General features: G+C 57.4%; 22 protein-coding genes. 6 read left to right on the top strand and 16 right to left on the bottom strand.

What is annotated here, in order from left to right; all coding sequences use genetic code 11:
• Position 1 precedes the first annotated feature (1 nt).
• Positions 2-1,657, top strand: a complete 1,656-nt coding sequence (locus FVV99_RS11295; RefSeq protein ID WP_148254167.1) for a thiamine pyrophosphate-dependent enzyme — start codon at positions 2-4, stop codon at positions 1,655-1,657.
• Between the two features lie 41 nt (positions 1,658-1,698).
• Positions 1,699-3,063, top strand: coding sequence for an enolase C-terminal domain-like protein (locus tag FVV99_RS11290; RefSeq protein ID WP_148254166.1), 1,365 nt, complete (start codon positions 1,699-1,701; stop codon positions 3,061-3,063).
• Here the strand turns inward: FVV99_RS11290 and FVV99_RS11285 are convergent.
• Both FVV99_RS11285 and FVV99_RS11280 read right to left on the bottom strand, forming a co-directional pair.
• Positions 3,046-3,825, bottom strand: coding sequence for a sulfite exporter TauE/SafE family protein (locus tag FVV99_RS11285; protein ID WP_148254165.1), 780 nt, complete (start codon positions 3,823-3,825; stop codon positions 3,046-3,048). The genes FVV99_RS11290 and FVV99_RS11285 overlap by 18 nt on opposite strands.
• Positions 3,826-4,327: 502 nt before the next feature.
• A complete protein-coding gene (locus tag FVV99_RS11280) occupies positions 4,328-5,479 on the bottom strand; it encodes a glycosyltransferase family 4 protein (RefSeq protein ID WP_148254164.1) in 1,152 nt (383 codons plus the stop codon).
• Between the two features lie 364 nt (positions 5,480-5,843).
• On the opposite strand from FVV99_RS11280, the gene FVV99_RS11275 reads away from it, so the two are divergent.
• Positions 5,844-6,725, top strand: coding sequence for a glycosyl transferase family 90 (locus tag FVV99_RS11275; RefSeq protein ID WP_236645384.1), 882 nt, complete (start codon positions 5,844-5,846; stop codon positions 6,723-6,725).
• Between the two features lie 192 nt (positions 6,726-6,917).
• A complete protein-coding gene (locus FVV99_RS11270; protein WP_148254162.1) occupies positions 6,918-7,409 on the top strand; it encodes a Spy/CpxP family protein refolding chaperone in 492 nt (163 codons plus the stop codon).
• Between the two features lie 117 nt (positions 7,410-7,526).
• On the opposite strand, the gene FVV99_RS11265 is transcribed toward FVV99_RS11270, so the two are convergent.
• From FVV99_RS11265 to FVV99_RS11250, 4 genes are all read right to left on the bottom strand, one after another.
• Positions 7,527-8,843: an aminotransferase class V-fold PLP-dependent enzyme gene (locus tag FVV99_RS11265; protein WP_236645383.1), complete on the bottom strand. Its 1,317-nt coding sequence runs from the start codon at positions 8,841-8,843 to the stop codon at positions 7,527-7,529.
• A gap of 76 nt (positions 8,844-8,919) precedes the next feature.
• The gene (locus FVV99_RS11260) at positions 8,920-10,413 is read right to left on the bottom strand and encodes a tripartite tricarboxylate transporter permease (RefSeq protein ID WP_148254160.1); all 1,494 of its coding nucleotides are present in this window, start codon (positions 10,411-10,413) and stop codon (positions 8,920-8,922) included.
• A gap of 33 nt (positions 10,414-10,446) precedes the next feature.
• The gene (locus tag FVV99_RS11255) at positions 10,447-10,884 is read right to left on the bottom strand and encodes a tripartite tricarboxylate transporter TctB family protein (RefSeq protein ID WP_148254159.1); all 438 of its coding nucleotides are present in this window, start codon (positions 10,882-10,884) and stop codon (positions 10,447-10,449) included.
• 19 nt (positions 10,885-10,903) lie between these two features.
• Positions 10,904-11,896: a Bug family tripartite tricarboxylate transporter substrate binding protein gene (locus FVV99_RS11250; protein WP_148254158.1), complete on the bottom strand. Its 993-nt coding sequence runs from the start codon at positions 11,894-11,896 to the stop codon at positions 10,904-10,906.
• Positions 11,897-12,054: 158 nt separating this feature from the next.
• Here FVV99_RS11250 and FVV99_RS11245 point away from each other — a divergent pair, with 158 nt between their 5' ends.
• The gene (locus FVV99_RS11245) at positions 12,055-12,960 is read left to right on the top strand and encodes a LysR family transcriptional regulator (protein WP_148254157.1); all 906 of its coding nucleotides are present in this window, start codon (positions 12,055-12,057) and stop codon (positions 12,958-12,960) included.
• 37 nt (positions 12,961-12,997) lie between these two features.
• Here the strand turns inward: FVV99_RS11245 and FVV99_RS11240 are convergent, their stop codons facing one another.
• The 4 genes from FVV99_RS11240 to FVV99_RS11225 form a co-directional block, all read right to left on the bottom strand.
• Positions 12,998-13,951, bottom strand: coding sequence for an NAD-dependent epimerase/dehydratase family protein (locus FVV99_RS11240; protein ID WP_148254156.1), 954 nt, complete (start codon positions 13,949-13,951; stop codon positions 12,998-13,000).
• Between the two features lie 37 nt (positions 13,952-13,988).
• The gene (locus FVV99_RS11235) at positions 13,989-15,281 is read right to left on the bottom strand and encodes a TRAP transporter large permease (protein WP_148254155.1); all 1,293 of its coding nucleotides are present in this window, start codon (positions 15,279-15,281) and stop codon (positions 13,989-13,991) included.
• Positions 15,282-15,283: 2 nt separating this feature from the next.
• Positions 15,284-15,772: a TRAP transporter small permease gene (locus tag FVV99_RS11230; RefSeq protein WP_236645382.1), complete on the bottom strand. Its 489-nt coding sequence runs from the start codon at positions 15,770-15,772 to the stop codon at positions 15,284-15,286.
• Positions 15,773-15,888: 116 nt separating this feature from the next.
• The gene (locus tag FVV99_RS11225) at positions 15,889-16,866 is read right to left on the bottom strand and encodes a TRAP transporter substrate-binding protein (RefSeq protein WP_148254154.1); all 978 of its coding nucleotides are present in this window, start codon (positions 16,864-16,866) and stop codon (positions 15,889-15,891) included.
• A 437-nt stretch (positions 16,867-17,303) separates the two neighbouring features.
• Here FVV99_RS11225 and FVV99_RS11220 point away from each other — a divergent pair, with 437 nt between their 5' ends.
• Positions 17,304-18,350, top strand: coding sequence for a LacI family DNA-binding transcriptional regulator (locus FVV99_RS11220; RefSeq protein WP_148254153.1), 1,047 nt, complete (start codon positions 17,304-17,306; stop codon positions 18,348-18,350).
• A gap of 64 nt (positions 18,351-18,414) precedes the next feature.
• Here the strand turns inward: FVV99_RS11220 and FVV99_RS11215 are convergent, their stop codons facing one another.
• The 6 genes from FVV99_RS11215 to FVV99_RS11190 all read right to left on the bottom strand — a co-directional run bounded on the left by FVV99_RS11215 (position 18,415) and on the right by FVV99_RS11190 (position 24,970).
• On the bottom strand, positions 18,415-19,455 hold the full coding sequence (locus FVV99_RS11215; protein ID WP_148254152.1) for a TRAP transporter substrate-binding protein: 1,041 nt from the start codon (positions 19,453-19,455) through the stop codon (positions 18,415-18,417).
• Between the two features lie 31 nt (positions 19,456-19,486).
• On the bottom strand, positions 19,487-20,773 hold the full coding sequence (locus tag FVV99_RS11210) for a TRAP transporter large permease (protein ID WP_148254151.1): 1,287 nt from the start codon (positions 20,771-20,773) through the stop codon (positions 19,487-19,489).
• Positions 20,774-20,790: 17 nt separating this feature from the next.
• Positions 20,791-21,303: a TRAP transporter small permease gene (locus FVV99_RS11205; protein WP_148254150.1), complete on the bottom strand. Its 513-nt coding sequence runs from the start codon at positions 21,301-21,303 to the stop codon at positions 20,791-20,793.
• Between the two features lie 289 nt (positions 21,304-21,592).
• Positions 21,593-22,507: an N-carbamoyl-D-amino-acid hydrolase gene (locus FVV99_RS11200; protein ID WP_148254149.1), complete on the bottom strand. Its 915-nt coding sequence runs from the start codon at positions 22,505-22,507 to the stop codon at positions 21,593-21,595.
• A gap of 20 nt (positions 22,508-22,527) precedes the next feature.
• On the bottom strand, positions 22,528-23,757 hold the full coding sequence (locus FVV99_RS11195) for a Zn-dependent hydrolase (protein ID WP_148254148.1): 1,230 nt from the start codon (positions 23,755-23,757) through the stop codon (positions 22,528-22,530).
• Complete coding sequence (locus FVV99_RS11190; RefSeq protein WP_148254147.1) at positions 23,750-24,970, bottom strand: diaminopropionate ammonia-lyase; 1,221 nt, start codon at positions 24,968-24,970, stop codon at positions 23,750-23,752. Before FVV99_RS11190 ends, FVV99_RS11195 begins: the two co-directional genes overlap by 8 nt.
• Positions 24,971-25,023 lie beyond the last annotated feature (53 nt).

Below are 25,023 nucleotides of genomic sequence, written 5' to 3'. Positions count from 1 at the left end.
TATGACCACTGCGCAAGAACAGCCGCCGCCCCGAACCGGGGCGCAGGTCCTTGTCGACGCCTTGTTGCATAATGGCGTGACCCAGGCCTTTGCCGTGCCGGGTGAAAGCTATCTTGGTATCCTCGATGCCTTGTATGACTGCCGTGAACGACTGTCTCTGGCGACCTGTCGACACGAGGCCGGGGCCTCCAATATGGCGGAGGCCTACGGGAAGATGACCGGAATGCCGGGTATCTGTTTCGTGACGCGTGGACCAGGGGCGTCGCATGCCAGTATCGGCGTGCATACCGCACATCAGGATTCGACGCCGATGATCCTGTTCATCGGTCAGGTGGCACGTGACATGCGTGAGCGTGAAGCGTTCCAGGAAATCGATTACCGGCAGATGTTCGGTCCGGTTGCCAAGTGGGTAACCGAGGTCGATGATGCCAAGCGCCTGCCCGAAATGCTGGCGCGCGCTTTTCAAACCGCCATCTCCGGTCGGCCGGGCCCTGTGGTCATGTCGCTACCCGAGGACATGTTGGATGAAACGGTAACGGTCAGCGACGCGGCACCGGCCAGCCGGCTACCGATCGCACCGCATGGGTCGTCATTGGCCAGCTTTTCCGAGGCACTGGGAGCGGCACAGCGGCCAGTGCTGATCGTGGGAGGTGGTGGTTGGAGCCAGCAGGCGGGGAACGATGTCCGCCGGTTTGCTGAAGCTCACCAAGTGCCGATTCTGGCTTCGTTCCGTTGTCAGGATTTCGTGGACAATGACTCACATGCTTATGTCGGGCGGCTGGGACTGGGCGCATCGGCCCAGGCGAATGAGCTCGTCAAGCAGTCGGATCTGGTCATTGCGTTGGGAGCCAGGTTAGGTGAAGCCACGACGCAAGGTTATACGTTGTTGACGCCACCCAACCCTGAACAGCCACTCGTTCATATCCATGCCGATAGCCGCGAATTGGGCCGTGTCTATCAAGGGATACTGATCAATGCGACGTCACCGGAGTTTGCTGAAACGCTGAGCTCGCTGCCGCACACGGGAAACGACTCGCGGGCGGCCTATTTATCCGCAGCCCGGCAGGCCTACGAGTCCTATGCGCATGCTGAACCGACACAAGACAAACTGGATCTCCAGACTGTCGTGTCGTCGATCGGGAAGGCGCTGCCGAGAGACACGATTTACTCGAATGGTGCGGGCAACTATACGTTGTGGCTGCAGCGCTATTTGAACTTTCATACCTTCCGTTCCCAACTGGCGCCGACGAGCGGCGCGATGGGTTATGGCATTCCCGCTGCCATTGGCGCCAAGCTGGCATATCCGCAGCGAACCGTCGTGGCCTTCGGTGGCGACGGGTGTGCGCTGATGAGTATCCAGGAACTGGCGACGGCCAACATGCTGGGGTTGCAGATTCTCTTCGTGGTCGTGAATAACGGCAGCTATGGAACGATTCGGATGCACCAGGAGCGCCGCTTTCCAGGCCGGGTGTCGGGAACGGAGCTCGATAACCCGGATTTCGTTGCCCTGGCCAAGGGGTTTGGCCTGCATGCCGAAGCCATCGATGACAATGCCCAGTTGTCCGAAGCGTTGTCCCGTTGCCAGTGTCATGACGGACCTTCCTTGCTGGAGATCCGTTTGACCGGGGCTGCCTATGCGACGCCACCTAAACCCTGATGCCTGATAACGATAGCGGGCCTGACGAAAGGACATCTGTGATGAATGAATCCCAATCGCCCGGTGCCGGGGATACCCCGGTCATTACCGACATTCAGGTCATCCCGGTGGCAGGCCGGGACAGTATGCTGCTGAACATCGGGGGGGCGCATGCGCCTTTTTTCACCCGCAACCTACTGATCCTGAAGGATAATGCAGGCCATGTCGGCATCGGGGAAGCACCGGGAGGCAAGACGATACAGGCGTCGCTCGAACAAGCGGCACCATTGATCAAAGGGCGCTCCATTGGTGCCTGGAAGTCGCTGGTGACGTCATTGCATTCGGCAGGACAGAGTGCCGATTTCGATGCCATGGGCCAAGGAGCATGGACGTTCGAGCTACGCGTCAATGCCGTGGCGGCACTCGAAGCCGCATTGCTCGATCTGCTCGGCAAATACCTCGGCGTGCCGGTAGCGGAGCTGTTGGGCGATGGCAAGCAGCGTGACAGCGTCGAGGTGTTGGGGTATCTGTTCTTCGTTGGTGATGGACACGCAACACCGCTGGAGTATCGCCGAGGGACATCTGGCGCGTCGCATGAATGGTATCACCTGCGCGATAAGGCAGCGTTAACGCCGCGCCGGGTCGTTGAAATGGCGCAAGCGGCGCAGGATCGTTACGGGTTCCGCGATTTCAAGCTCAAGGGCGGCGTACTGGCCGGGGAGCAGGAAATCGAGGCCGTTACGGCGCTGTCCGAGGCGTTTCCGCATTCACGGATCACGATCGATCCCAATGGCGCATGGCTGCTTGATGATGCCGTTCGGCTCTGTAAGAACCTGCATGACGTGATTGCCTATGCCGAGGATCCGTGCGGCGCCGAGCAGGGATTTTCGGGGCGCGAGATCCTGGCGGAATTCCGGCATGCCACAGGGTTACCGGTGGCGACCAATATGGTGGCTACCAATTGGCGCGAGATGGCCCATGCCTTGATGCTGAGATCGGTCGATATTCCGCTCGCCGACCCTCACTTCTGGACGCTGTCCGGCGCTGTGCGGGTATCGCAATTATGTCGCGATCATGGCATGACCTGGGGATCGCACTCCAATAATCACTTCGATATTTCGCTGGCGATGTTCGCTCAGGTCGGTGCGGCTGCCTGTGGCCGAATGACCGCTCTCGACACCCACTGGATCTGGCAGGAGGGCGATGCTCGATTGACGCGCTGCCCGCCCGAGATCGTCGATGGCCGGGTTGCCGTTACCGATGCCCCGGGCCTTGGTGTCGAGATCGATATGCAAGCGGTGGAGCGGGCTCATGCCTTGTACAATTCACTGCCTGATAGCGGTCGTGACGATGCCATGGCGATGCAGTACCTGATCGACGACTGGCGTTTCGATCCTAAACGGCCTGCCCTATGCCGGGGGACGTAACAGACCCATGATGCTCACGGTGATGAGTACCACGCCGAGCACCCTGAAGAAGAGGGGTGTTTCGGCGGCGATCATGGTCCGGTGTACCCGCTCGCCGATGATATGTCCGACGAGGGCGCAGGGGAGCAGCCACAGGTGGTGGATCAATTGTAGATCCACGCCGGCGATGACGAACGATGTCATCTTGATCACCACCAGAATGAACCATAAAACGAACAGTGTGTCGCGCAGCTGGTGTTTGGCGACGTGCGATGCGAAGACTGCCACCAGCAGCGGGGCACCGATCAGTGACGTGCCGCTTATGTAACCGCCTAGGGCGAGTAGCACGTTATCGACGTACGTGTTGCGGCTCTTGAAGGGACGATTCAGCACATAGCCGGTGGCGTAAATGATCACGATCACGAAGATGATGCTGGCCATGAGCCGTGATGGCAGGGTGAGCAGCCCGATCACGCCGATCAGCTTCGGGATGATGATGACCTTCATCGCCTTGCCGAGATACGCCCAATCGATATTGCTTTCCTCAGGGTGTCCTCTGGCATCGAGCTTCCGCGATCTGTGACCTCGCCAGGCTATCCAGCTCGAGAAAATCAACAGGTGTACTGCGATGATCGGCAGGAAGACGAGGGGGTCGTCGTGCACCAGCAGTAGGAAGGGAAGCGAGAGAACGGCGCCGCCGAATCCCAGGCTCGTTCTGACGAAGCCGCTCCAGGCAAAGATTAGCCCGATGAGCAGATATTGATACCAGAGTAAATCGGCCATAAGTCAACTATCTTCGTTGAAGTTTCGTACGTAACCCGCTGTCCTGAATCCAGAAAGCCTGCATTAACCGTACGCCAATGTCTAATTCAGGTCATGGCCATGCGCTTGCCCTGGATGTATCGGCAAGCGGATTGCGTCATAATGCCGCGATGGCCTTGGCAGGGATGCCGGGCCTTTTTGCTGCGAGATCGAACGGGAGGACGGGTTGCGAACCTTGATAGTGGTCCGAAGCCTGAAAAGGGCTGGCTCTAACACGCGACGATGTCAACGTTAAGGGAGGCACCGAGACGGTTAGAGAAGGGTAGCAACGTTGAGGCTTTACACCGGCATCGCTATCGGTGATCGTCAATCCTTGTCTGATAAAGGCCATTCGGCAGTCGATGCTGGAGCCACAACCGCTTTGGCATAGGCCCGAAGCAAGAGATCATGATCTTTTTGAGGCACCATGGCTGATGGATTTTCTGCCGGAAACCGTCGTCGAGAGGTTTCTGGCCTCACCCACTCATTGAGTGAGAGTGGCTGTGTTTTGGGTGAGTTGTCGGAACGACTCCTTCAACTTTGCATACTGACGTTCATGGGAATAATTGGTTGCCAGTTTGGCCAGGTTGGCAGCCAGTTCGTGATAATCCCTCCGCTCTAAGATAGTGATGATGCGTTCGACCCAGTCGGTCGGGTCGTTGCTATTGACAACTAGCTCCTGAAAATCGCGTTCCAGAAGTTCGGATGCGCCGACCCAACTGGATAGTAGCACCGGTGTTCCACAGGCCATCGCTTCCAGCGCGACACGGCCGAATTCCTCGATATGAGCGGGCAGCACGAATAGATCGAGCGCACCATAAAGCCGTTCGACATCCGCGACGGTCGAGCGCCAGAGTATGGAATCAGCGATGCCCAGCCGTTCCGCCTGGCGTTGATAGGGTGTGGCGTCGTCTTTGCCGACGACCAGGAAACGATAGTGGCCGGGGCGATTTGCCTCCAGTTGAGCGGCCATCTCGACAAAACCGGCGACGTTACGTTTGCGAAAATTACCTGAGGTAACGAGTCCGATAAACCGGGTCGTGGCATCGATGCTCAGGGTTTTTCGGACTGTCTGACGATCCAGACGAGCATTCCGAGTGTTGAACTGCTCAGGATCATAACCCGGGTAGCTGATTTCCACCTTGTGCTCACTGATGCCGTAACGTGTGACGACATCATTTCTCATCATGCGCGAATTGACGGCGATGCGGCGAAAGTTGTCCTGGCTGAGTACGTGGTCGTGGATAGCGGCCACTTCACTGGTGGCGATGGGGCGGCCATGGATCCGCTCGCTGGCAAGATGCACGCAATTGTGTAGATAGATTACGTCACGGCTGGCGCAGTCTCCATGACTGATCAACAGGTCCGGTTGGTGCCGACGGGACCAGGCTTGAACACGTTGGTTGAACCAGAAGCGTCGATAGGGTCCTTTGAGGGGCCATCGCCGAAGGCGTACCCAGTCTACTCCGGAACGTTCTATCAGTGCCTTGTTAGCACGCTCGGCCAGGATGACGACACGATAGCCAAGCTCGCGTAATGCCGCTGTCTGCTCGAAGGCATTACGGCTGGCGCCGGTGTTTTTTTCGACCTGACGAATGGCGATTGCGGCAAGCGGTGAGTCGTTGGGCGATGTCATGGCCTGACCTTAACGTGGGAATGCGGTGAGGATACGGATTCAACGAGGGTATGCAAGCTCACCTTGACCATGACCATATGTCCTATGAAACCAATACCATGACAATACTGTCATAGCGCGATAACGTTATCGTCATCCGGTGGGGGTAGCATGCCTAGCGTTGGATACAACTGCTTGACCTCGCAGGGGAATACACAGACAGTAACGTCAACTTATTGCCTCTTTTTACATTATTGCCAGAATCGGCTGAGCTATGACGACGCGAAGCGGCTATTGGAAGAGTGCCCACAAAGTGGGTTTTTACCTTAGAGAGGTTTCTGGTCTCGTTATCCCCGATGCCTATTACAGAAAGCGTAGAGACACCGTGCTACGGCATTTGGACAGCCGGAGTGACCATCAACGGGAAGCGTTATTCTCCCGGGTCGATTACTATAACAAGTTGGGATCCGTCTTTGATGTAGGTGACGATTGCCGACTCAATCGGGACTTCAGGGTAGGTACGAGGCGTTCCGCCTATCATCTGGATTTCAAGCACGTTGCACGCTATTTTCCTGCCGATGTGCGCTTTTCCTATCTGTTCGGTGACTGCACGCGCGTGCCTGACGAACCGACCTTCGTGAAAAGCCGTCCGGTGGATAGCGGGAATGCCAACTCAGTGCTTCTGAAACTCAACCGGGTTCGCCATTATTATCGCTTGCGTGACCGTGTGTCATTCGACGAGAAACAGCCGTTGGCCGTGTGGCGTGGTTCCATACATCAGGCGCATCGTCGACAATTCGTCGCAGACAATTTTTCTCATCCGTTATGTGACATTGGTGCGGTCGGTGGTGACCCGACGGGGACGTACGACCGTGGGCCGCTATCGATTCGCGAGCAACTGCAGTACAAGTTCATCCTGAGTGTGGAAGGCAAGGACGTGGCGACGAATCTGAAATGGGTGCTGTCGTCCAATTCCCTGTGTCTGATGCCCCGGCCTCGCTATGAGACATGGTTCATGGAAGGCCGGCTGATTCCCGGCTTTCATTATGTCCAGCTTGCCGATGACTTTTCGGATCTCGGGGAGAAGATCGAGTATTATCTGAACTACCCTGCCGAAGCGAAAGCGATCGTGTCGAATGCACAGCAATTTGCCGATCAGTTCTATGATAAGCAAACGGAGTTGCTCGTTTCCTTGATGGTGATCGAGAAATACCTGACTCTGTCCGGGCAATTGACTACCAACTCTTCGATGCTTGGCCTGACGTGACTGACGGCGCGCACCTCCGGCGGCATGCCGGACGGAATCTGGAGGTCTTGGTCGGTCGAATTTTTTCGCGTTTGTGTGGTCGCAGGGAAGACCGGTCCGTTGATGATGAAACGGACCAGCCCGTGTAGGGTATATCGTTGGGCCCGGATACGTTAGGGTCGACTACGCAATACGTACGCAATTGGAGTAACCATGAAGGTAGCCAAGCTTTTTGCCCCGGCACTCGCCGCAATGATGATCAGTGCCCCTGCCATGGCCCAGCAAATGGGTGGCGGTCAACAGATGGGTGCGCCCAGTGTCGACGACCAGGTTAGCCAGATCGATGAGATGGTGGATCTGGATGCCGGACAGGAAGAGGAAATGCGCTCGTTGATGAATGAAATGCAGAACGGGATGAGTGAGAAACGCCAGGAGATTCAGGCCCTGCAACAGCAACTGAGTGAGCATGTCGGCCCGGATTACGATGAGGCCGCGATTCGCGCGGATAGCCAGAAGCTTGGCGATATGACTGCGGACATGATGGCCGAACGCCTGCTGATGCAGTCCAAGATGGAAGCAGTGTTTACCCAGGAACAGCGTGACACGCTCGATGAACAGGTAGCCAAGCAGCGCCAGCAAATGCAGCAGATGCAAGAGCAGATGCGGCAACAACAGCAGAACCAGAGCCAAGGTGGTGGCCAATGAGGCGTTGATGCTTGTCGGGCACCTGCGCCCGGCGTGACATTGGCCACGATGGCTAGTGGAAACCGGCCCCGCACTGCGGGGCCGGTTTCGTTGTAAGGCATGCATGGATAAGACGATTCACGCTGATTCCAGTATCTCGCTCAGCACTGACAGGCAAGTATCGATTTCCGTGATGCTGTTGTAATGTGCCACAGAAATTCTTGTCACGGCATCCATGCTCAATGGGCGAAGGATGTTACCCGAGAACACGTCGTTGGAACGGGCATGGACACGTATGCCGCGTTCGCCGAGTCGGGAGACGAGCTGTTTGGCATCCATGTTCTGAACTTCAAAGGAGACCACCCCTTCACGATAAGGGGAGTCTTTTTCGCCGATGAGTCGAACCTGTGGGTAGTCGGTCAGTCCTTTGAGTCCATTGCGCCCGTTAAGCAACCAATGGATCAGTGCCTGTTCGTGTTCACGGATTGCGGTGCCGGCAGCGATCAGACGTTCGCGTCGCGACTCTGCCGTCGTTACATGGCTGCCCAGCCAGTCGAGATAATCAATGACGGCGCTGGCTCCCGCCAAGGCCGAGGGATCACGGCTGCCCAGCTCCCAGGCATCTTTCGGCTTGCTCAGCAATCGGTCGTGGTCAATGGTGTTGAGCCGTTCGGAAAGCCATGCATAGCCATTGTTGAAACGGCAGAAAGCCTTGTAGAGAGAGACGACGTATGCATCGACGTCGTAGTCGTCAATTTCCAGATAGCCGTGTGGGGCATGTTGTATGCCGTCGACGATGATGAAACATTCGGGGGCGATCCTACGAATCTGGTGCGCAATGGCGCCGATGTCCATCGTCTGGCCAGTGATCGGACTGGTATGCAGTATGGTGGCGATACGCGTATCAGGGCGAACATGCGTGGCGTAATCAGTGGCCGTGACGCGACCGGTATGGGCATCGAACGGTATACGAATCCACTCACGCTGGGTCCTGTCGGCCCATTGAGCAGAGGCGTCGAAAGTGGCCGGGTGTTCTATTTCGCAGGCGATCATATTGCCGCCGGCTGGTGCGTTGAGTGCAGCAGTACGAATTATGCGAAATAGGCATTCCGTACCGGTTTCACCACCGAACAGGGTTCCGTTCGAGGCACCGAAGAAGGTGGTCAGGTCCTTGCGCCCCTGATTGACTATCTCGGATAGTGCCTGCGAGGCGGGGTTATCACGGTGTTCATTGTCAGGAATCGCGGCAATGTCTGCAGTCCGTTGCACTACTGACTTTAGAGTCAGCGATCCCCCGGCATTTTCCAGGAAGATGCGTTTGCCGGCATAGGGGCAATGTTCGACATAGTGAAATCTCTCCCGGATATGACCTAGTAGAGCGTCCGGTAAGAGAGTGCAGTCATTGGCATGAGAGGAGCCTGGATGGGTGCCGGTCGTTTGTTCTGTCGTTGCCATGGTGTCTTTTCCCTGAAAGTATGAGTGCTGATCGCCCCGATGCATTCCTCGTTGGTGCAGGGGCGTTATGGGTGAATCAATTCAATGCAGTCTTGCGACGGCGCCACCGGCTCCATAGTGGGTAGGCCAGGGCAACGATCACCAGCAGGCACAACGCCAGAGACAGCGGCCGGGTGAAGAAGGTGCTCAGGTCCCAGTGTGAGATCTGCATCGAGCGGCGAAAGTTGACCTCCAGGATGGGGCCGAGAATCAGGGCGATTACCAATGGTGCCGCTGGATAACGCCAGCGTTCCATGAAATAGCCGATCACGCCGAATGCTATGGTCAACCACACATCGAAGATTTCATTGCGTAGTGCATAGGTGCCGATCACACTGAAAATGAGGATCATGGGGCCTAGAACCGGTCCCGGAACTCTGGTGATCACGATCAAGTAGCGGCACAACCACAAGCCGAGAGCGGCAAAGAGTAGATTGGCGAGTAGCAGTGAAAGAATGAGGGTGTAGGTCGTTTCGGCATGGTCGGTAAATAGGCTAGGGCCGGGGATCATGCCGTGGATGGTCAGCCCACCGACAAATACCGCAGTGACGGCGTTACCAGGAATGCCGAGTGTCAGTGTAGGAATCAGGGTGCCGCCGGTGACGGCGTTGTTAGCCGATTCGGATGCAGCAACGCCTTCGATTTCCCCCTTGCCGAAGCGTTCAGGCGTGGCGGAATGCCGTCGTGCTTCATTATAGGAGATGAATGAGGCAATGCTCGTACCGGCACCGGGAAGGATACCGATGATAGAGCCAATGACCGAGGAGCGCATGATCGTTCTAAAGCAACGACGGATACTCTGCCAGGGGGGTAAACGGCGTCCCTGAAGCGGTTGGCTTTGATCGTTGAGGATGCCGCCGCCAGCAGGGATGCTGAGATTGAAGGCCTGTGATACCGAGAACAGGCCGATCAGTGCCGGTAGTAAAGGCACGCCGTCAAAGAGTTCGCTCTGGCCGAAGGTGAATCGCTGAATGCCGGTGAAGGCATCCAGCCCGACGCAAGCCAGGACCAGACCCATGGCGGCAGTCAGCATTCCCTTGAGTGGCCGCTCCGAGGCCACACCGATGATCGTTACCAAGCCGAAGATAGCCAGTAATGTGTATTCCTGCGGACCGAATGCCAAGGCGATGGTTGATAGTGGCGGGGCGATCACTAGCAGCACGATGACGCTGAAGATACCACCAATCAGGGACGCAATGGTGGCAATACCAAGCGCTTCGCCGCCTCGCCCTGCTGCCGCCAGCGGATAGCCATCAAAGGTCGTGGCGATGGAGGCATCGGTGCCGGGAGTTCGCAACAAGATTGCTGCGACCGATCCACCATAGACCGAACTGACATAGACAGCACCAAGCAGGATCAACGCTAGATCCGGCGGCATGTTGAAGGTGATGGGAATGCATAAAGCGACCCCCATCGTTGATGATAGCCCCGGTAGTGAACCGATCACGACACCGGCTAGAGTCCCTACGAGAAGGGTGAGCAGGGCCGCTGGCAAGAACACATTACCGAGAGCGGGAAGCAAGGCATCCATGGCGATCTCCGTGGAGGGTATCGTTTGGACAAACTATGTGAATGAGAGCTGCCCGGTGGGTAAGGGGACTCCCAGTAGCTGTGCAAACACCAAGTAGATCAACGCAGTGAAGACGACCGCGATCGAAATGGCCTGACGCCACCCAAGTCCGGCGAGTAACCGCAAGCTGGCCAACAGAAAGAGTAGTAACGCGACGATCGTACCCACCGACACCATCAGTACCATCAGTCCCAGTACACACAGGCCCCAGATACTGAACCGGTATATTGGCAGCGGTGTCGGAGGAGCATCATCGCCGGCACGTTTGCACGTTGTGATGCCAACGCCTAGACAAGCGAAAATACCGAGACTACCGGCGATCGCGGGGATGACCCCCGCGTCGCCACGCATCATGAGACCAGTTGCTACGATCATTGTGCATCCCAAGCCAAGCAGCAGGGCGACACCGCGATCGATCCATTTGAGTGTCATGTCCACGCTCCTGAATGCGTTATTCTGCGTCGATCCAGGGATCCTCTTCCCATAGCGCTTTCAGGCGTTCATGACTCGCATCCAGGAAGTCAGCATAGTCCTGGCCGTAGATTGGGTTGACCGGCATGTTGAGTGCGGCCATCTCGTCACGGAACTCGGGGTCTTCGATGACTTCCTGCATGACGTCGAGGAGCTTGTCATAGATATCCTGCGGAACATCCGCCGGCACGGCGAAACCGCGTGAGGCGGCTGCTTCGACGTCATATCCCTGCTCTTTCCCAGTGGGGACGTCGGGGATGGCATCCATCCGCTCATCGGACCAGACGGCCAGTGCCCGGATTTCACCTTCTTGAACTTGTGATGCGGCTTCCGACATATTGCCTTCGAAAGCAGTGATGTGTCCGCCCAGCAGGGCCGCTGTCGCTTCGGCATTGCCATTGAAGGTGACGAAATTGAGGTCGAGGTTCGCTTCTTTGGCAAAATTGATCGCGGCCAGGTGGTCATCACCACCGACACCCTCGTGTGAAACGGTGATCGAGTCAGGGTCGTCCTGAGCCGCTGTCACGAAGGCATCCAGATCCTGATAGGGACTGTCTGCGTCGACCGCCAGGATCCCCGGGTCAGTCACCACATTGGCCAATGGGCGAATGGCTTCGTACTCGTATCCAACAGTGTCTTCACGCGTGAATGGATAGACCTCCACGACGGGAGAGTTTATGAGCCCGATGGTGTAACCATCTGGCTCGGCATTGGCTAGATGGACCCAACCCAGTTCGCCGCCTGCGCCTGGCTTGTTGACCACTACCATGCGTTCGCCGATGACGTCCTCGGCATATTTGGCGAAAATCCGTGCCATGGTGTCGGTGCTACCACCTTCTCCATAAGAGACGATGAGCTGGATGGGTTTTTCCGGGTAGTCTGCCGCTAGGGTCGTCGTGGCGGTACCTACGCTGATGAGCGCGGCCATTGCGGTGAGCGGGAACCATTGGGTGATTCGTTGTTTTCCCACCATCGGGAGACTCCTTATTGCTGTTGTGTTCTGGAATTGGCCTACTTGCTGGAGCGCACCGCTACAGGTGCTTGATCATCGTACTGAGTATTAATGCTTTCATAAAAGCGAATAAGTTTCATAAAATAATATTCGTTTTTTTCATGTGATGATGAGTCGCTATGTTGACGCTCAAGCAACTTCAGGCATTCGTGCAAGTCGTCGAATTGGGAACGTTCGAACGTGCTGCGCAACGGTTGAATGCCACTCAATCGACGGTCTCCAAGCGCATTTCCGAACTGGAAGACTCCACTGGCTTACGGCTATTCGATCGTTCCCATCGAGTGGCGCGGCTGACGGAAGATGGCGAGCGCATACTCGAGCTTGCTTACTCGACACTGGGAAATGCACAGAAAATCCATGAGTTGAACCGAGAGTCCGAACGCACGTTTCATCGGGTACGTATCGGTTTTACCGAATTGGCGGCGTTGACATGGCTACCTAACTTCCTGAGCGACTATACGGTCGAGCGCCCTGAGGTACGACTGGATATCACCATCGACATGAGCCGGACGCTGTATCAGCAGTTTCAGGATGACGAACTCGATCTGGTCGTGATCCCGTTCATGCCGGAAGCTTTCGCTCAACCTGGAGTGGAAACGCGTAGGATCGAAGATGTGGAAATGGCGCTGATGGCGTGCGAGGGAGCGGTAGAAGCCCCCCAGCCCTTACCGATCAGTATGCTAGACGATTACACGCTGATCGGCCAAGGCAAGCGTTCCGGTTTCGCGCAACACATCAACCGCTGGTTATACCATCAAGGAATGGGGGCGGCGACGTTGACGGCGGATAACCTGCTCGCTTTGGTGGGCTTGGTCACGGCGGGGCGTGGCATCAGCGTACTACCCAAGCGTTGTGTGCAACGCTTGGCGAGAAATGAGTCGCTGGTGGTTATCGACACCACGCCTTCACTGCCGGATATCAGCTATCATGCGTTCTACCACGATGGTGTACGCATCAAGCTGCTGGATGAGTTAGCCCAGCGATTGCGTGATGCCGCTGATTTTACCGAACCGTTTTTCGTTTAGTCGCTGCCCTTATGCCACACCTGCCATCATGCCTGGCTCAAGATCTGAGACCTTGCAGCCACCGTCGGTAATCCGCCAGTCCAGCCTTTATGTCGGTGTAGACCGGGGCGAAGCCGAGTTCGCGACGTGCCAGCGTGATATCCAGTGGCGAGCCACGGCCGGCGAATGGGCCCGGCCCCAGCGTGACGTTGGCGCGCTTGCCGAGGGTATCGGCGACGTGGTCGACGAGCTCCCGATGGTCGATGGTGACACCACTGGAGATATTGAAGTTGCGTTCACTGACGTGATCTTTCTGGAACAGCAGGACGATGCCTCGGGCGGTGTCCTCGACATGGGTCCAGTCCAATGCCTGGTCGGCTCCATTCTCGGAACGGATGTCATCCATTCCTTCCAGAGGGCCGAACAGCGCCTGATAGACCGGATGCATATGCGATGGACGTTTACCCGGGCCGTAAACGAAGAACAGGCGCGCATTTCGGACGTCCATCCCGTAGGTGTCACTGTATTGAATGCCATAGAGTTCACCGGCGATCTTGGTGGCACCGTAGAGATCGGTTGCCTTGTAGGGCGTTGCCTCGGTCTGACCGCCAGGTGCATCGCCGTAAACGGCACCGGAGCTCATGTTGACGATGCGCTCGATACCGAGGATGCGGCAGATTTCGAGCACGTTCAGTGTGCCGGTGGCATTGATCGAAATATGCTTGAAGGGACGTTGCTGGAAATGAGGGCCTGCAATCACAGATACGCCGTGAATGACCCCTTCCAACTCATCGCGATGACGTAGCAGCGTCTCGAACATGGTGTGATAGTCGAGTACATCGACGCTTTCCAGGACTAGCTGGTCGCGCACTTCCTCCAGGTAGTCGAGTTCCAGGCGATCGAAGTGACCGGCGGCCATGTCGCAGATGATGATCTTTTTGCCTTGCTTGGCGAGCTGGTAGGCGACCCAGGAACCGACGTGGCCGAGGCCTCCGGTAATCAGTACTGCCATGGTTGGATTCTCCTCTTGGATGGTGCTTGGCCGTGCATCAGTTGAAGACCAGGTTGGGCAGGAACATGACGATCGACGGAAAGCAGGTGATGATCAGCAGTACGGCGAACAACGGGATATAAAAGGGTATGGTTTCGCGTACCAGGTCCGAAAACGACATGTTGGTGATCTTCTGTATCGTGAAGAGCACGGTCCCTACGGGGGGCGTTATCAATCCGATCATCAAGGTAAAGATCATGACGACACCGAAGTGAACGGGGTCGATGCCGTACTGGACCACGACCGGTACCAACAATGGTGTCAGCAGAAACAGTGCGGGAACCGAGTCGATGAACAAGCCGATCAACAGGATGAACAGGGCCAGTATCAGCAACAGGGCCAGTGGGTCGGTCACTGTGGCCAGCAAGAAGTCGGCGACCAGCGCGGTCACCTGGTAGCGGGCGAGGACCCAACTGTACAAGGCGCTGCCGGCGATGATGAAAAGCAACGCTGCGGTATCGATGGCGGTGGCTTTCAGAATGCCCAGGAAGTCCCGAAAGCTGATGGAACGGTAGACCATGAACGAGATGATCATGCAGTAGAGTAATGCGACTACCGAGGCTTCCGTCGGCGTGAAAATGCCCGAGAGAATGCCGACGATGATGATCAGCGGTGTCAGCATGGGCAGCATGCCGCGTGACAAGGCGCTGATGAACTCGCCTAGGCGGGCTCGTGCGCGCGTCGGATAACCACGGCGATGGGAGATGATCGCAATCATGATCATCAAGCCCAGTCCCATGAACAGCCCGGGTATGATCGATGCCAAAAAAATGGAAGCGATCGAGGCATTGGCCAGGGCGCCATAGATAACCGCCGGAATGCTGGGAGGAATGATCGGTCCGATGGTGGCCGAGCTGGCGGTAACTGCTGCACTGAACCCGGTGGGGTAACCATCGTCTTCCATTGCCTTGATCTCGACCGAGCCGAGCCCACCGGCATCGGCGACTGCCGAGCCCGACATGCCGGCAAACAGCATGCTGGCAACGACATTGACGTGGCCAAGTCCACCCTTGAAGTGGCCGACCATGGTGCGGGCGATGTCGAAGACGCGATCCGATATCCCGGCGGCGTTCATAAGCCGGCCGATCAGCAGGAAGGCGGGGATCGCCAGCAGGGTAAAGCTGTTGACCCCATACAACGTACGCTGGGCGATCATTTCCATCGGGATCGCTTCCAGGCCGCGCGCATAAGCCAGAACGAGTGCCGACGAAGCGATCATGGCGAAGGCGACCGGGACACCGATGGCCAGCAGCACTATCAGGCCGACGAACATGATGATGAAGATTTCCATGGTCAGTCGCTCCTGCCGTTGAGCCGGCGATAGAGATTGCCTGCCAACAGGCCGATCATGATCAGCGCCGACAGGCCTTGAATGAAGTAGATATAGGAGAAGCTAAGGTTGAAGGTGCTGGCGAGAATGCCGGCGGTGCGGCCCATCATGTTCCAGGCCCCGACGACCAGCATCACGAGCACAATGATGCAGATGACATCTGCCACGCTGGCGGCGATTCGGCGCATGGCCGGTGGCAGGATGTCGACGAGCACGGTAATGCGAATGTGTTCCTGGTGATGCAATGCCAGGATCGAGCCGAGGAAGATTTCGGCCAGGAAGAGATAGCGTGAAGCTTCATCCGTCCAGGGAACGGCGATGCCGAGGACATAGCGCGAGATGACCTGAATTGCCATGATGGTCAGCATCAGGGCAAAGGCAGTCATCACGATGCCGGTCAGCAATTGCCAGGCACGCTCGACGGTCCGGGTGGTGAGTGTCGAGAAGGTCACGTGAACCCCCAGGTGGCCATGATTTCAGAAACCGTAACGGGATCGTTCAGCCCGCTCCGCCGTGCGGCGAGAGCGGGCATGATCGTACCGTTTTCGGAGTTGGTGCTGTCGCGCCGTTACTCTTCGAGCAGTGAGAGCACGTAGTCGCGTACCGCTGGGTGATAGTCTTCGGCAATGTCCCGAATGGCCGGTTCGGCAGCGCTCCGGAAAGCGGCGACATCCGGCTCGACGACGGTCATGCCTTCTTCCTGAAGTTGCTCGTAGAGCTCGGCCTGTCCTTCGGCGACCATGTCGTCACCCCAATTGGTAGCGTCCTCGATGGCGCCAAGGATGACTTCGCGGTTCTCTTCCGACAGCCCTTGATAGAAATCTTCGTTCATCAACCAATGGAAGAACGAGTAGACGTGCTCGGTCTTGTTGATATGGTCCTGGACCTCGTAGATCTTGCCGGCGTGAATCAGATCGACCGGATTTTCCTGCATGTCGATCACGCCGGTCTGCAGGGAGGTGTATACCTCGGGCCAGGCGATCGGGCTGGGCAGGGCGCCTATCTCTTCCCAGATTTGCACCCAGGGGGCGATTTCCGGCACGCGCATGCGGACATCCTGTACATCCTCGGGCGTTTCAACCGGGAAGTTGGAAGTGAGGTTGCGCGGGTTGCGGGCGGAAAGAGCCACCAGCCGCATGTTGCCGTTATCGATGAGTTGTTCGTTGAGCAACTCGCCCGTTTCTCCGGCATAGACTTCGCGAGCTTCCTCGCTGGAACCATAAACGAACGGCAGGTCGGCGGCGGCAAACTGTTCCGCGTAGAGCGTCATTGGCATGGAGCCGCCTAGAGCGATTTCGTATTCACCGTTGCTGGCGCCTTCGAGGTGATCCCGTTCTCCGCCAACTTCCGTACCCAGTAGGGTGACGGAAAACTCGCCATCGGTCTTTTCCTCGATCGTCTCCTTGAGACGTTCGCCGACCTGGAACATGGCGTGAGACGGTTCTACGTGAATGGCGATGGCCAATTCTTCGGCCGACGCTGACAGGGCGGTGCCCCATGCAGCGAGACCGGTTAATACGATACCGCTAGCTTTTATTGTCTTCATGACGGTTCTCTCCTGTGGAGTTGGCGTGTTGTTGATGCATCGTCCTGAAAACGGGCGTTCATTTGCCCGCAGCGCGACCCTTTGGTCGAGGTCCTGTCGTGGCGACGCTTTGGCGAACGCCTTTGATCGTTTTGGTAGCGCTACCATTTTGAGTGATAGTTATTTGTCATCATGTCTTGTTTCTCCGCAGCTCGATGTAGTAGCGACTTCCATCGCGGTGGGGGCCGTCAGGCTCCCGGTGGTGGTCTGCACCGGGCAGGGCGTATCGCCCTGCATCGCGGTTGAAACCGTTCCTACGACGTCAAACATGCTGTTCGGTCTAACTCCCGTACCTTATGAGAAAAGCTAGCACGGAGTTTTTGGTAGCGCTACCAAAAAATGTGTATTGGGTTACACTGAGAATGGGGAAAACGCACACGAGGGTAAGAGTACGAACCATGCCGAGTGAGAAGTTGGCCAACAGGGAACGTCGTCGACATCAGGGCGAAAATCGGGTGACGCTGGAGGATGTCGCCCGACATGCCGGGGTTGCGCCCATTACCGTGTCACGTGCACTGAACACGCCGGAAAAGGTTTCCGCCAAGTTGAGGGAGCGTGTCGATCATGCCGTCAAGGTGTTGGGGTATGTGCCCAACCTGATTGCGGGTGGGCTGGCGTCGGCGGGAACGAAGGTCATTCCGGTCGTGGTACCGTCGTTGTCGATATTGACGTTCATCGAGGTCATCCACGGGATCCAGCAGACGCTCGAAAATGCTGGTTACCAGGTGTTGCTTGGCTCAACGGATTACGACTTGAATCGCGAGGCGGCGCTGGTCGACTCCGTGCTGGGGTATTCACCTTCGGGCGTGATCATGACGGGATTGCACCATCGAGATACGACCGTGCAACGGTTGAAGGCATGGGGGCGACCCGTGGTCGAGCTCATGGAACTGGGGACGTCATTCATCGATATGAATGTTGGCGTCGAGACCAGTGAAGCGGGGGGATGCATGGCGAGTCACCTGGTGGAGCGTGGTTACCGCCGTATCGCCTTCCTGGGCACGGGGATGGAGCGTGATTATCGCGCCCGCTATCGTTATCAGGCTCACCGTGAAGTGTTGGAGCGTGCGGGGCTCGATGGCACGTTGTTGTTTCAGAACGAGGAGCCGGCATCGTACGAGGCGGGGCGTCGCGTATTTCTCGAGGCCCTGGAAGCGCGACCGGATATCGATGCCATTCATTTCGCCAACGACAATCTGGCGGCCGGAGCGATCATGGAGGCCAACCGTCAGGGCATTCGGGTGCCCGAAGACGTTGCCATTGGTGGTTACCTGGGCTTGTCCCTGGCCGAACATCTGACCCCACGGCTGACGACGGTGGCCTTGCCGCGTTTCGAAATGGGCGTCAAGGCGGCGGAGATGATGCTCGACCGTCTGGCAGGGCGCGAGCGGCATTCGCAGCGTGTCGATCTCGGCTACCGACTGGCTGTGCGCGAGAGCACGTGAATGCCTGCATGCCAGAAGGGGCCGTAGCCCCTTCTTGAACGTTATTGCTGTACAGGACGTAACGTTACTCGTTGGCTTCCTCGATGGCTGCCATCATGGCGTTCAGCAACTCAGTGCCTTTTTCACCGTAGCGGTCTTCGATGACGTCCCGTACCGCCGGTTGGGCGGCATCCTGGAACGCTTGACGCGCATCATCGCTGAGGGTGTTCACTTCCATGTTCTCGGCCAACTGAGGCAGCCCTTCATCCGACGCTTCTATGATGCGTGACATCGAACGTCCGGCGTCCACGGCAATATCCGAGGCCCAGTCGAGGATCTCCTGGTTTTCTGCGGACAAGCCATTGTAGAAGTCTTCATTGACGACCCAGACATAGGGCGTGATCACGTGGTTGCTGATGGTCAGGTAATCCTGGACTTCATCGAAATTGGCGAAAGCGGTCTGCTGAATGGGGTTCATCTGTCCATCGGCGACGCCGGTTTCGAGCGCGGTATAGACTTCCGACCAGGCGAGGGGGGTGGCCTCGGCACCCAGTGCATTGATCATGGCTTCATGGGTCGGCAGTGTCATGGTGCGAATCTGCAGCCCGTCCATATCTTCCGGTGAAGTGATGGGACGCTGTGAGTTTGTGAACTGGAAGAAACCGCCACTATCCAGCAGACCCATCACCTTGAGACCGGTTTCTGCATGGATGTCATCGGCGAGCGTTTGACCGAACTCGCTGTCCAGCGAGATGACCTCGGTAGCGACACCGATGTTCGGGAAGGCGAACGGCATGTCGAAAACGCCGATAGGCGGATAATGTTCCGCGATACCTCCGGCAGAGGAGATGGATGATTCGACGACACCCTGGCGCACCTGGTTGATCGCGTCGGAATCTTCTCCCAATTGGCCGGACGGGTAGATTTCTACCTGGATGTCACCACTACTGGCCGTTTCCACGAGTTGTTTGAAGACGGCGGTCATGGCGCCGGAGTGGCTTTCCGTCGGCTCGGGTGGGTTGAGGTGGGCAATCCGCATCGTCGTTTCGGCGGCCACCGGGAAACTGGCAACGAGACCGAAGGACAGTGCGATGGACGTCATTGTTTTTGGATTGATGTGTCGCATGGATGACTCCTTGCTGAGGTTGACTGCCGGACTAACCTGAGAGTCCGAACAGGCTGGGTATGAAGAGGGAGACGGGTTCCCAGTAAGCGGTGAGAAACAGAACTCCCAGTTCAACGAGAATGAATGGCCACAGATATCTGGTGATGGATTCAATACGTTCGCCGGTGACCGATGCCAGTACGAACAGGCAGGCACCGACCGGGGGCGTCATCAGAGAAATCGTCAAGGCGAGAATGATGATCATCCCGGCGTGGATGGGATCCATACCGATGGAGAGCGTCAGAGGCGTCAGTACCGGAGCCAGGATGATAAGAGCCGCATTGATGTCCATGAACAGCCCGATGAACAGCAATAGCACGATGATCATGCCGAGCACGATGGCTGGCGTTTCCGAAATGGAGAGAAAACCGTCGGCGATCATCTGGGGAATCTGGTTGAAGGTCATCCACCAGCCGAGAATCGAGGCCGAAGCGATGATCAAGAAAATGATGCCGCAGATCACCACTGTTCGCGCCAACATCTCGTACAGGTCGCTCCACGAGATGTTGCGATAGATGACGCAACCCACGAACAGCGCATAGAACACGGCCAGGGCGGCGGCTTCGGTCGGGGTCGTGAAACCTAACAGGATCGAGCCGAGAATGAAGACGGGCAGGATCAGTGCCAGCAAGCTCGCACGAAATTCCTTGAAGATCCGGAATAAGCTGGGCCGTGTATCGTCCTTGGGAAGTTTCAGCCGTCGGGCGGTGGCGGCGATCAGGCACATGCATACCAAGCAGAGAAGCAGGCCGGGAATGATGCCCGCCGCGAAGAGACCGGCAATCGATACCCCCATGAGGGAGCCATAGATGATGGCCAGGGTCGAAGGCGGAATGATCGGCCCGATGATGGAGCCGGCAGCCGTGACGGCACAGGCGTAATCGCCGCGATAGCCGGCTTTCTTCATCGCGGGCACAAAGGTGTTGCCGAAAGCCGCCGCGTCTGCGGTGGCGGACCCTGTCAAACCGGCGAAGAGAACGGAGGCGAGCATGTTGGAGTGCGCCATCCCGCCCCGCAGCCAGCCGACGAGTGCCTGAGCGAAATTGACGAGGCTCAGTGTCATGCCTGAGCGATTCATGATTTCGCCGGCCAGGATGAAAAACGGCATGGCGAGAAAAGCGAACAGATTGAGTCCGGAAAAGAAGCGGCCGGGGACCATGGACAGAAACTGGTCGCCGCCCATATCGATCAGTCCGGTTAACCCGGCGACACCGAGAACGAGCCCGACCGGCATACCCAGCAGAAGAAGTACGAAGAACGTGACGGCAACCAGTACCATGGGATTATCCTCTCGGTTCAGGTATGTTCGATGGCGGTTTTCGGTTTGTCGGCCAATAGGTCGCGTAACAGCGCCAGACACAGTTGAATGCAGGCCAATGCCGAGGCCACCGGAATGACCAGGTAGGGATAGCCCTTGGGCATGCCGTAGATCATGGTGACCTGGGAGAATCCTTGTTCGACGTGGCCGATGCCGTAATAGAACATGAACGCAAAGAAGATGAAGGCGATGACGTCAAAGAAGAGTGCCAGCGCTTTCGACAGCACTCGGGGGAGACGTTCGAAAATCACTAACATGCCGACATGTTGTCGGCGGCATATCCCGATGGAGATAGCCAATAGTGCCGTCCAGATCATCAGATATCTTGCCAGTTCCTCCGTGAAGGTAAGGTTCCAGGGCAGGATGTAGCGTGACAGGATGCCGATCCATACAGTGAGTACCAGAATGCCCAGCAAGGCGACACAGGTTCTTTCAACCCAACGGTCGAGGCTGTCACTGATGGATTGTACGTAGTGGTGGATCTGGTTCATGATCGTGAGCCTTTTGGCTATTTATCATTAGGTCGTTACAGAATTCGTATCAGTGATACCGATCCTTCAATGGGGGCAATTTTTTTGCCTGTTATTTTTATATCCATAATTATCAATAAGATATAATGTTATTGGTAAGTCACTTGTTTTGTATTGTGCACTTTATTGGTGCATTGTGTTTCGTGTTTCACTAATGTTGTGATTGGCTGTTTTGTCGTCAATAAGCTTCAGTCATTCCATGACATGAATAGCCGGTTACGTTGCGGAATCCATGTAGGGATGGCTTCGTTCAATACTCGGTGATCAATCCATACTGTTGCGGTTGTCGATGACGTTTGAAGTTGAAAATGTGTTCTCGAATTTTTCGGGTCTGATCAAGATCGCAATCGTGAATGAGAAGTTCGTCTTCCTGGCTCGAGGTCATGGCGACGATCTCGCCGGTAGGGGCAATGATACTGCTTTGACCGAGTAGCCGGCAGCCTTCCTCATCGCCGGCCTTGGCGACGCTGACGACCCACATGCCGTTCTGGTAAGCGCCTGCCTGCATGCATATATGGTTATGAAAGCCCTGCAGATGATCGTGTTCGGGTACCGGTGGGTAGTGGATGGGGGTGTTGTACCCCAGCAGCATGACTTCCGCACCTTGCAGGGCAAGCATACGATAGGTCTCCGGCCAGCGGCGGTCGTTGCATAGGGCCATACCCAGGGTACCGCCGAGGGCCTCCCAAGTACCGAATCCCAGATCGCCGATTTCGAAATAGCGCTTTTCGAGGTGCTGGAACGGTCGCCAGGGCTCATGTTCATCATGCCCGGGTAAATGGATCTTGCGATACTTGCCGATGATGCGACCGTCGCCTCCGACCAGGATCGCGGTGTTGAAACGTTGGATACGGTCGTTCTGTGCGATCCGTTCGGCATAGCCGATATAGAAACCGAGACCCAACTCTCGGGCGGTATCGAACAAGGGTTGTGTCTCGGGGCCGGGCATGTCGCGCTCGAAAAAGGCATCGATGTCGGCCTGATCCTCGAAATACCAGCGCGGGAAAAAGGTGGTCAGCGCCAATTCGGGAAACACGACTAGTCGAGCCCCCCGGCTGTGAGCGCGACGCATCATGTCCTGCAGACGTGCCACGACGTCGTGACGCGATTCATCGCGGGTAATGGGGCCGAGTTGGGCGGCGGCAATCGTCAATCTACGGTTCATTGGTCGTTCCTTGTCAGCAGTCAAGCGGCCAGGTCGAGCAGCACTTGAAGCAGTACGTTGGCCCCGGCTTCCAGATCGTCAGGCGCAGTGTATTCTTCGATGTTATGGCTGATACCGTCGACGCTGGGTACGAAAATCATGCTGGTCGGGCAGACTCGGGCGAGCATCTGTGCATCGTGGCCGGCACCGCTGGGCATCCGCATGACGCTGAGTCCTTGAGTACGGGCGGCAGCCTCGACTCGGTCGACCATAGCGGGATCGAACGGCACCGGCTCGAAGCGTGCCAGTTGGCGTCGTTCCAGCGTGACACCCTCGCGTTCGGCGAGTTGGGTGATGAATTCGTGGAGCTGCCATTCGGCCTGCTGCAGACGGTCGCTGTCGGTATTGCGCAGGTCGACGGTGAAACGGGCGTGATTGGGGACGACGTTGACCAGATTGGGACCGATTTCGAAGGCTCCCACGGTAGCCACCTGATCGCCACCCAAACGCGTAGCGAGGTCGCGTACGAAGCTGGCGGTCGCCATTGCTACATAACCGGCATCGTGACGTAGGCGCATCGGTGTGGTGCCGGCATGGTTGGAGGTGCCGGTCAACGTGAACTCGGTCCAGGAAATGCCTTGAACTTTTTCGACGGCACCAATCGTGATGCCGGACTCCTCCAGTACGGGGCCTTGTTCGACATGGATTTCGACGAACGCGTGAACGTCGGGGTTGCCGACCGGGGCGTCGCCCTGGGCGCCGATGGCCTGCATGCATTCACCGACCGTCTTGCCATCAATGCCTTCGGTGGCCATGGCCTCTTCGAGCGACATGCCGCCGACGTAGACGAGACTTCCCATCATGTCCGGCGCAAAGCGGGCGCCTTCCTCGTTATTGAAGAAGGCGACGCATAATGGCCGTCGTGTGGTGATACCGGCGTCGTTGAGGGTTTCGATCGCTTCGAGACCGCTCAATACCCCCAAGCTGCCGTCATAGAGGCCGCCGGTACGCACGGTGTCGATGTGGGAGCCGGTCATGACCGGCGGGCCTTCTGCACTGCCCGGGCGGATACCGAACACATTGCCCATCACGTCCACCGTGACGTCCAGACCCAGTTCTCGCATCCAGTTCATGACGGTGTCACGTCCCTGGCGGTCTTCATCCGTCAGGGCTAGACGACAGACGCCGCCGCCGGGAAGGGCACCGATGTTGCCGAGTTCCGACAGGCGCTGCCGCAGGCGGTCGCCATTGATGCGTAGTGTGTCATGCATGCTGCTTGGCTCCTGTGTCAATATCCTCGACGGCGAGCCCGACCAGTCGTTCGTAGAGTGCCTGGTCGGTAGCCCCCTCACTGCCGATCAACAGCACCCGGCTGTCGGTATCCAGTCCCAGGCCGGCGCTCAGGGCCTCGTCCTGCCTGGCGATCAGCAGAGCGGCCAGTCCGGCGACGGCACTCTCGCCGGCAACCAGCGGGATATCGCCATCGATACCGTTCGCCAGCAGTCGCATGGCATCGACGGCGGCGTGGTCGGTAATGGTGAGATAGTCGTCGACGCCCTGATCCAGAATTTCCCAGGCCAGTAGCGAGGTTTCGCCGCATGCCAGGCCGGCCATCAAGGTATCGAGATCGCCATGCACGGGGGTGGGGCGTCCTTCGCGCGCACTGGTGATCAGGCAGGCGGCTTGATCCGGTTCCACGACGACGATGCGCGGGCAACGTTCACCGTAGGCTTCCCAGAGCTGGGCCACGGTGGCTGCCGCCAGTCCGCCGACGCCTCCCTGAATGAAGCAGTGGGTCGGTGGCTGTGGCAATTGCTGAACGGCTTCGTCAATCATCACCGTGTAGCCCTGCATGACATCACGTGGAATGGACATGTAGCCCGGATAGGACGTGTCCGAGACCACGAACCAGCCGTGGGTATCGGCGTCCTCGGCTGCCTGCCGGATGGCGTCATCGTAGTTACCCCGCACGCGGCGAACTTCTGCACCGAAGCGGCGTATCGCGTCTTCCCGAGCCTGGGACACGGTGTGATGGAGATAGATGACGCAGGCAACGCCGAATAGATGGGCTCCCCAGGCGACCGAGCGGCCATGGTTACCATCGGTGGCACAGCAGACGGTGACGTGAGTAGCGGCATCGCGGTGCTTGCCGGCGAGTAGTTCCTCGGTCGTTGCCGAGGGAAGCTGGCGTTTCAGCAGCCGAAGTACGGCGTAGGCGCCACCCAGTGCCTTGAAACTGTGAAGATCGAAGCGCTTGTCCTCGTCTTTGTAGTGGATGCTGGTAATGCGAGTGTGCGCTGCCACACCCGCTAGATCGACCAGCGGAGTGACGTGGTACCCCGGCCAGGTACGAATCTCATCGCGGGCCGTCTGCATGGCTTGTTGAGTCAGTACCGCGCGAAGGCGTTCTGCAAATCTGGCGTCGCGACAGGCGCGTGCGTTGACGTGATGGTCGATGGTGTCGTCGTGAATGAGCTGGCTCATGGTGTTCCCGAGATCAAGATTGTCGTAGGCAGTGGTTTTAATCTGGATCTATA

The sequence above is a fragment of the Aidingimonas lacisalsi genome (genome assembly GCF_008079445.1).
GTDB lineage: Bacteria > Pseudomonadota > Gammaproteobacteria > Pseudomonadales > Halomonadaceae > Aidingimonas > Aidingimonas lacisalsi.
This window is presented reverse-complemented; position numbering and strand designations above follow the sequence as displayed.

Bases quoted from the DNA above. Each gene is read 5' to 3' on its own strand.
- FVV99_RS11220 (WP_148254153.1), top strand. From the start codon at position 17,304: ATGCCGAGTGAGAAGTTGGCCAACAGGGAACGTCGTCGACATCAGGGC.
- FVV99_RS11265 (WP_236645383.1), bottom strand. From the start codon at position 8,843: ATGGCAACGACAGAACAAACGACCGGCACCCATCCAGGCTCCTCTCAT.
- FVV99_RS11295 (WP_148254167.1), top strand. From the start codon at position 2: ATGACCACTGCGCAAGAACAGCCGCCGCCCCGAACCGGGGCGCAGGTC.
- FVV99_RS11215 (WP_148254152.1), bottom strand. From the start codon at position 19,455: ATGCGACACATCAATCCAAAAACAATGACGTCCATCGCACTGTCCTTC.
- FVV99_RS11205 (WP_148254150.1), bottom strand. From the start codon at position 21,303: ATGAACCAGATCCACCACTACGTACAATCCATCAGTGACAGCCTCGAC.
- FVV99_RS11240 (WP_148254156.1), bottom strand. From the start codon at position 13,951: ATGGCAGTACTGATTACCGGAGGCCTCGGCCACGTCGGTTCCTGGGTC.
- FVV99_RS11270 (WP_148254162.1), top strand. From the start codon at position 6,918: ATGAAGGTAGCCAAGCTTTTTGCCCCGGCACTCGCCGCAATGATGATC.
- FVV99_RS11210 (WP_148254151.1), bottom strand. From the start codon at position 20,773: ATGGTACTGGTTGCCGTCACGTTCTTCGTACTTCTTCTGCTGGGTATG.
- FVV99_RS11195 (WP_148254148.1), bottom strand. From the start codon at position 23,757: ATGCATGACACACTACGCATCAATGGCGACCGCCTGCGGCAGCGCCTG.
- FVV99_RS11255 (WP_148254159.1), bottom strand. From the start codon at position 10,884: ATGACACTCAAATGGATCGATCGCGGTGTCGCCCTGCTGCTTGGCTTG.
- FVV99_RS11250 (WP_148254158.1), bottom strand. From the start codon at position 11,896: ATGGTGGGAAAACAACGAATCACCCAATGGTTCCCGCTCACCGCAATG.
- FVV99_RS11190 (WP_148254147.1), bottom strand. From the start codon at position 24,970: ATGAGCCAGCTCATTCACGACGACACCATCGACCATCACGTCAACGCA.
- FVV99_RS11225 (WP_148254154.1), bottom strand. From the start codon at position 16,866: ATGAAGACAATAAAAGCTAGCGGTATCGTATTAACCGGTCTCGCTGCA.
- FVV99_RS11280 (WP_148254164.1), bottom strand. From the start codon at position 5,479: ATGACATCGCCCAACGACTCACCGCTTGCCGCAATCGCCATTCGTCAG.
- FVV99_RS11200 (WP_148254149.1), bottom strand. From the start codon at position 22,507: ATGAACCGTAGATTGACGATTGCCGCCGCCCAACTCGGCCCCATTACC.
- FVV99_RS11235 (WP_148254155.1), bottom strand. From the start codon at position 15,281: ATGGAAATCTTCATCATCATGTTCGTCGGCCTGATAGTGCTGCTGGCC.
- FVV99_RS11285 (WP_148254165.1), bottom strand. From the start codon at position 3,825: ATGGCCGATTTACTCTGGTATCAATATCTGCTCATCGGGCTAATCTTT.
- FVV99_RS11245 (WP_148254157.1), top strand. From the start codon at position 12,055: ATGTTGACGCTCAAGCAACTTCAGGCATTCGTGCAAGTCGTCGAATTG.
- FVV99_RS11290 (WP_148254166.1), top strand. From the start codon at position 1,699: ATGAATGAATCCCAATCGCCCGGTGCCGGGGATACCCCGGTCATTACC.
- FVV99_RS11260 (WP_148254160.1), bottom strand. From the start codon at position 10,413: ATGGATGCCTTGCTTCCCGCTCTCGGTAATGTGTTCTTGCCAGCGGCC.